At 71.0% G+C, this 6,299-nt stretch carries 6 protein-coding genes and 1 pseudogene; 3 read left to right on the forward strand and 4 right to left on the reverse strand.

Features of this window, described 5'->3' with window-relative positions; genetic code table 11:
* Positions 1-223: 223 nt before the first annotated feature.
* Positions 224-418, forward strand: a pseudogene (locus ACWCO3_RS29720) (type VII secretion protein EccB); the annotation flags it as partial.
* 5 nt (positions 419-423) lie between these two features.
* Here ACWCO3_RS29720 and ACWCO3_RS29725 read toward each other — a convergent pair.
* The 4 genes from ACWCO3_RS29725 to ACWCO3_RS29740 are packed head-to-tail and all read right to left on the reverse strand — an operon-like array spanning position 424 to position 4,288.
* A complete protein-coding gene (locus tag ACWCO3_RS29725) occupies positions 424-1,029 on the reverse strand; it encodes a class I SAM-dependent methyltransferase (RefSeq protein WP_377619514.1) in 606 nt (201 codons plus the stop codon).
* Positions 1,030-1,074: 45 nt separating this feature from the next.
* Positions 1,075-1,941, reverse strand: coding sequence for a carbohydrate ABC transporter permease (locus ACWCO3_RS29730; RefSeq protein ID WP_450013193.1), 867 nt, complete (start codon positions 1,939-1,941; stop codon positions 1,075-1,077).
* Positions 1,941-2,897, reverse strand: a complete 957-nt coding sequence (locus tag ACWCO3_RS29735; RefSeq protein ID WP_145782767.1) for a carbohydrate ABC transporter permease — start codon at positions 2,895-2,897, stop codon at positions 1,941-1,943. The genes ACWCO3_RS29730 and ACWCO3_RS29735 overlap by 1 nt, the downstream gene beginning before the upstream one ends.
* Positions 2,894-4,288: an ABC transporter substrate-binding protein gene (locus ACWCO3_RS29740; RefSeq protein WP_145782765.1), complete on the reverse strand. Its 1,395-nt coding sequence runs from the start codon at positions 4,286-4,288 to the stop codon at positions 2,894-2,896. The genes ACWCO3_RS29735 and ACWCO3_RS29740 overlap by 4 nt, the downstream gene beginning before the upstream one ends.
* A 115-nt stretch (positions 4,289-4,403) precedes the next feature.
* Here ACWCO3_RS29740 and ACWCO3_RS29745 point away from each other — a divergent pair, with 115 nt between their 5' ends.
* Positions 4,404-5,441: a zinc-binding dehydrogenase gene (locus tag ACWCO3_RS29745; protein ID WP_450013196.1), complete on the forward strand. Its 1,038-nt coding sequence runs from the start codon at positions 4,404-4,406 to the stop codon at positions 5,439-5,441.
* Positions 5,442-6,263, forward strand: a complete 822-nt coding sequence (locus tag ACWCO3_RS29750) for a sugar phosphate isomerase/epimerase family protein (protein WP_145782761.1) — start codon at positions 5,442-5,444, stop codon at positions 6,261-6,263.
* Positions 6,264-6,299: the final 36 nt, after the last annotated feature.

A 6,299-nucleotide genomic window follows, 5' to 3' on the forward strand; every position in this document is an offset into this window, starting at 1 on the left:
CTGGAGTTAAGATGTGTTGCTCTTACTATCTGCCCGGACGCGGCCGTGAGCCCATCGGCTGGCGAAGGCGCTCGATCAACTCGCGGGCGGCCTCGGCGTACCGCCGGTCCGATCCAGATGGGCGGTGTCCCTGAATCGGTGGCGGAACACTGTCGCCAGGCAGCGGCACCACATCGGCGGGATCTCGGAGCCGGCGGTCCACTGTTGCCGCGGGCTGGCCGGCGGTGCGACCGGCGGCGCGGTCTCGGTGGTCACCGACCTGGGCCGGCGGTACGTGCTGGCCGACCGTGAAGTGCTGCCGATGCTCGGCTACGGCGGTGTCCGTCCGTTGCGGTTGCCGGCCGGTCTGGTCAGCCTGGTGCCGGCCGGCGCGACCCTGGACCCGGCCGCCGCCCGGGCCGTCGCCGCCGGAGACTGAGGCTGTCAGTCGGCCGGACGGCGCAGGATGGTGACCGCGAACGGGGCGTCGTCGCGCCACGGGCGCAGGTCCCAGGTCGCGAAGCGGTGCTCCACGCGCAGCCCGGCGGCCACCGCGTCGGCGTCGAACGCGGTCAGCGGGTAGCCCCGTTCGGTGCCGAAGCCCACGGTCAGCACTCCGTCCGGTCGCAGGTGGCCGGCGACGCGGCGCAGCACCTCCGGTTCGGTGCCGACGGCGACGAAGGCGAGGACGTTGCCGGCCAGCACCGCCGCGTCGAACGGCTCCGTCTCACCCAGCGCGGGCAGATCCAGCTCGGCGAGGTCGGCGACCAGCCACGTCGGGCCCGGATAGTCGGCGCGGGCCGCCGCCACCAGCGCCGGGTCGGCGTCGACCCCCACCACCGTGTGCCCACGCTGCGCCAGCGCGGCACCGACCCGGCCGGTGCCGCTGCCGGCGTCGAGGATCCGGGAGCCGGGCGCCACCAGGGTGTCGACCAGGCGGGCCTCGCCGGCCAGGTCCGCTCCCTCGGCGGCCAGCTTGCGGAACCGGTCGATGTACCACTGTGAGTGCTCGGGGCCGGTGTCGGTCGCCCAGCGGGTCGGGTTGGCCATGTGGCCACCGTAACCGGGCCGGTGGGGGAGCGGCGGGGGACCCGATCATCCCTTCTCCGCGCCGCTGGTCAGCCCCTCGGTGAGGAGTCGCTCGCTGGCGAAGAAGAGGATCACGATGGGCAGGGTGAGCACTACCGACCCGGCCATCAGCACCGTCTTGGGGACCTCCACCCCGTCGGCGAGCAGGGACAACCCCAGCGACACCGTCCACCGGTTGGGCTTGTCGACGAGGAACAGCAGGGCGAAGAGGAACTCGTTCCAGGCGATCATGAAGTCGTACAGGGCGACCGCCATGATCGACGGTGCGGCGAGGGGCAGGCTGACCCGTCGGATGATGCCCAGCCGACCGGCGCCGTCGATGGCGGCGGACTCCTCCAGACTGACCGGGATCGTCTCGAAGTAGTTCTTCAACATGTAGACCGACACCGGCAACGTCTGCGAGATGTAGACGAGCACCAGACCGAACAGCGAGCCGCGCAGCCCGGCCTGGGTGAAGACCACGAACAGGGGGATCGCGATGACGATCGACGGGAACAGGTAGACAGCGAGGAACAGGAAGTCGACCTGCCGCCGGCCGAAGAACCGCAGCCGGGCCACCGCGTACGCGCCGGGGATCGCCACCAGCAGGGTGAGCACGGTCGCCGCGACCGCGACCAGCCCGCTGTTGCGGATGAAGGTCAGGAATCCCTGGCCGCCGTCGTCGGTGGCCCTGAGGACCTCGGCGTACGTGGCCACGGTCAGCTCACCGAAGCCGACCACCAGCGCGCCCGGGTCGAGCAGCAGACGCTCGATGGGCCGCACCGAGAGCACCAGCATGTAGTAGAAGGGGAAGACGGTGACCACCAGGAACGCGGCGATCACCAGGCGGCGCAGCCAGCGCAGGCTCACCGTCTCGATGACGTCCCGGTCCATCAGCTCACCCTCCGTCCGAAGAAGCGCAGGTAGATCAGCACGAACACGATGAGGACCACGGCCAGCACGACCGCCTGCGCGGCCGCCGCGCCGATGTCGGTACGGGCGGTGAGGAACTCGTACACCCGCACGCTGACCACCTCGGTGCCCGCCGCGCCGCCGGTGAGCAGGTAGACGTCGTCGAACTTGTTGAACGTCATGATGAAGCGCAGGACGCCCAGCAGGGCGATCACCGGCAGCAGTTGGGGCAGCAGGATGTGCCGGAACCGCTGGGTGGGGGTGGCCCCGTCGACGCGGGCGGCCTCCTCCAACTCACCGGACACCGCCTGGAGCCGGGCCAGCAGGAACAGGAAGGCGAACGGGAAGTACCGCCACGCCTCGAACACGATCACGGTGGTCAGCGCTGTCGACTCCTGGGACAGGAACGGCACCGGAGCGTCCCAGCCGAGCAGCCGCTGACCCCACGCGTTGACGATGCCGAGCTGCGGGTCGAGCATCACCTGCCAGACGAAGGTCACCGCGACCACCGGCGCCACGTACGGCAGCAGCATGGACGCCCGCACCAGGGTGCGGCCCCGAAACGGCCGACGGACCACCAGCGCGGCGACCAGGCCGAGCACTATCGACCCCACGGTGCCGCCGATGCTGTAGACCACTGTGATCCAGAGCGTGTCGGCGAACCCGGGGGTGTGCAGCACCCGGTCGATGTTGTCCATGGTGAACTCGCCGAACAGGCCGGTCTTGCGCAGCGTGGCGAGCCGGACCCGCTGGAAGGCGAGCACCACTGTCCACACGATCGGGATGCCGATCACGGCGATCGTGACGAGCAAAGTCGGTGCGACCAGCCCGAGCCCGGCACGGGACTCGCGGCGGCGCAGGGTCATCGGTCGGCGGCGGGCCCGCCCCGGCCGCTCCCGGGTGGGGGAGCGGCCGGGGCCGGGCGCGGTCGTGGTCAATTGACGCCGGCCTTGATCGCGTCCACGTCCTTCTTGGCGCGGTTGGCGGCGGCTGCCGCGTCGGACTTGCCGGAGACGAGGTCGCCCAGCACCTTGGGCACGGGCAACTCCCCGAGCATGGCGCCGACCAGCTTGCCCTGCCCCTGGCTGAGCCCCCACCGGCCGAAGGTGTCCGGGCTGCGGCGCAGCGTGGCCAGCACCTCGTCGCCGTACACGTCGGCGAGGGGCTTCTTCGCGTCCACGCCGGCCTGGCTGGTGTTCCAGGCCGTCAGGAACGCCTCCGGCTCGGCGGGGGTGCCCTTGCGGACCGGGAAGCGGCCCTCGGGGGACATGCCGAACCAGCGCGGGTAGCCGTCGTCGAGCATGTACTCCACGAAGGACTTCGCCGGGTCGGTCACCGCGCCGTCCAGCACGGCCCAGGAGCTGATCTCTCCGTACTGGGCCGGCTCGGTGCCGTTCGGGCCTTTGATCGCGGTGACGAACCCGCTGTTCTTCGCGAGGAAACCGGGGTCGGTCTGGCACTGTGGGCAGGTCGGCTTGGCGTCGTTGCGCAGCCCGGCCAGCTCGTCGAGGATGAACGGCGACCAGATCACCATGGCCGCCTTGCCGGCGAAGTAGGTGGCCCGGGTGGTGTCTACGTCCTGTGCGCCCTTCACCGAGCTGGTGCGGATGAGGTCGCCGTAGAAGCGGAACGCCTCGACGCACTGGGGCGAATCCAGGGTGATCTTTCCCGAGTTGTCGGTGAGCTGACAGCCGTTGGCCAGCGCCAGGTGCTCGAACGTCTGCTGGGTGAACACGTCGCTGGGCGCGGTCGCCGCGGTGATCCCGGCGACGCCGCCGGTGTTCAGCGCCGCCGCTGCGGCGGTGATCCGCTCGTACGTGTCCGGGGCGGGCAGGTTGGCGGCGGCGAACAGGTCCTTGCGGTAGACGAGCAGCTGCCCCCACCCATCGCTGGGCACGGAGAGCTGTGTGCCGTCGTCGGAGGTGAGCTCCAGCGCCCGGGGCGAGAACGTCTGCCGGCCCAGCTTGTCGACGACCTCCGCGTTCGCCGAGGCGTGCAGCAGCTCGTTGCCGGCGAGCGTACGGATGCCGGCGAGGGAGACCGAGCCGACCACGTCGGGCAGGTCACCGGCGGCGGCGTTTGCGGCGATCAGCGAGGGGAACTGGTCCTCGTTGACGGTGACCAGGTCGACCTGGATGCCGGTCTTGGCGGTGAAGTCCGCGATGATCGCCTTGGTGGCGGTGACGCGGTCGGCGACGTCCTCCAGGCTCCAAACGGTGATCTTTTTGCTGTTGCTGTCGGATCCGTCGTCTCCGCAGGCCAGCAGGGTGGATGTGGTCAGTGCCAGGATCACTGTGGTGGCGAGTATCCGCCTCGGAGGTGCTGACATCGGTGGCACTCCTCTCGAAGGGTACATGACGGATTCAACGCCTTCGATTGATCAATGACAAGACATATGGCGATTTTTTGCTATCCTGGAGCCCAGTGCTACCGGGATGTGACACATGGGCAACTGGGTGGTCTCTCTCGCCGGGCCTCGACGGATCAGCCTCGAGCCCTGCCCCCCAGATCCGCTCGGCCCCGGCCAGGTTCGTGTGCGCACCTGCTACTCGGGCATTTCCGCCGGCACCGAGCTGACCCTCTACCGGGGCAGCAATCCCCGGCTCAGCAAGGACTGGGACGACGCGGCCCGGATGTTCGTCCCCCGACAGACACCGGTGCCCTACCCGCTGATCGGCTTCGGCTACGAGGAGGTCGGCGAGATCGTCGAGGTGGCGCCGGAGGTCACCGACCGGCACCCGGGGCAACTGGTCTGGGGCATCTGGGGGCACCGGGCCGAGGCCGTGCTCGTCGCCGAGGCGGTCCGTCCGCTCCCCGCCGGGCTGGACCCGCTCGCCGCGGTCTTCGCCCGGCCCGGCGCCATCGCCCTGACCGCCGTGCTCGCCGGCGACCTGCACCTCGGCGACTGGGTAGGTGTCTTCGGGCAGGGCGTCATCGGCCTGCTCGCCACCCGACTCGCGGTGCTCTCCGGGGCCCGGGTGGTGGCCGTCGACCCGGTGCCCGACCGGCTGGAACACGCCGCCCGATACGGTGCCGCTTCCACGGTGGACGCCCGCGCCGAGTCCGCCGCCGCCGCGCTGCGCCGGGCCACCGACGGCCGGGGCGCGGACGTCTGCCTGGAGTTGTCCGGCGCGTACCCGGCGTTGCACGAGGCGATCCGATCCACCGCACACGCCGGACGGGTCGTCGCCGCCGGTTTCTACCAGGGCCAGGCCGACGCGCTCGGCCTCGGCGAGGAGTTCCACCACAACCGCATCCAGTTGGTGGCCGCCCAGGTCTCCGGGCCCACCCCCGCGCCGAGCATGGCCGGGCGGTGGACCGGGGACCGGGTCGCGCAGACCTTCATGGACCTGGTGGCCGACCGCAGCGTCGATCCGTTGCCGCTGGTCAGCCACATCGTCGACGCCAGCGCCGTCGCCGACGCCCTCGCGCTGCTCGACCGCGGCGCCGGTGACGTCCTCCAAGTGGTGCTGAGGTTCTAGATGACCACCATCGCGCTGGCCTGCCAGGAACAACTCCTGCCGGGCACCAACCTGATCCAGAAGTACGCCCTCGCGACCGCCCTCGGCTACCAGGGCATCGAACTACGCGGACGTGGCGACCTCGCGTTCGCCCGCCGTCTGCCGGAGCTGCGTCGGGCCCGCGCCGCCGGAGTGGTGATGCCCACCGTCTGCGTCGAGATGGACCACTTCATCGGCGACTTCGACAGCGACCGTTCCGCCGACGCTGTCCGCAACCTGCGCTCCCAGCTCTCGGTGATCGCCGAGCTGGGCGGTGTCGGGGTGATGACCCCGGCATCCTGGGGGATGTTCTCCCGGCGGCTACCGCCGTTCGAGCCGCCCCGCCCGCCCGCCGGCGACCGGCAGGTTCTCCTCGACGCCCTCGGCGAGCTGGGTGAGCACGCCCAGGCCGAGGGCGTCACCCTCTTCCTGGAGCCCCTCAACCGGTACGAGGACCACATGGTCAACCGTCTCGATGAGGCGGTCGGGCTCTGCGCCGCACTCGCACTGCCCTCGGTCCGGGTCGTCGCCGACACGTTCCACATGAACATCGAGGAGGACGACGTGCACCGTGCCCTGCGCGCCGCCGCGCCCTACCTCGGGCACGTACAGGTCAGCGACTCCAACCGGTACCAGCCGGGCGCGGGGCACCTGGACTGGCCGGCGCTGGTGCGGACCCTGCTGGAGCTGGACTACCGGGGTTGGCTCGCACTGGAGTGTCGGTTGCGCGGCGACCCGGTCCGGGCCCTCCAGGAGGCCGCCACGGTGCTGCGGCACGCGCTGCCCCGGCGGGCCGCCGCGTGACCGCCGACGCCGGGGCGACACACGCCGCCCTCACCC

It is taken from the genome of Micromonospora sp. NPDC002411 (genome assembly GCF_053592955.1).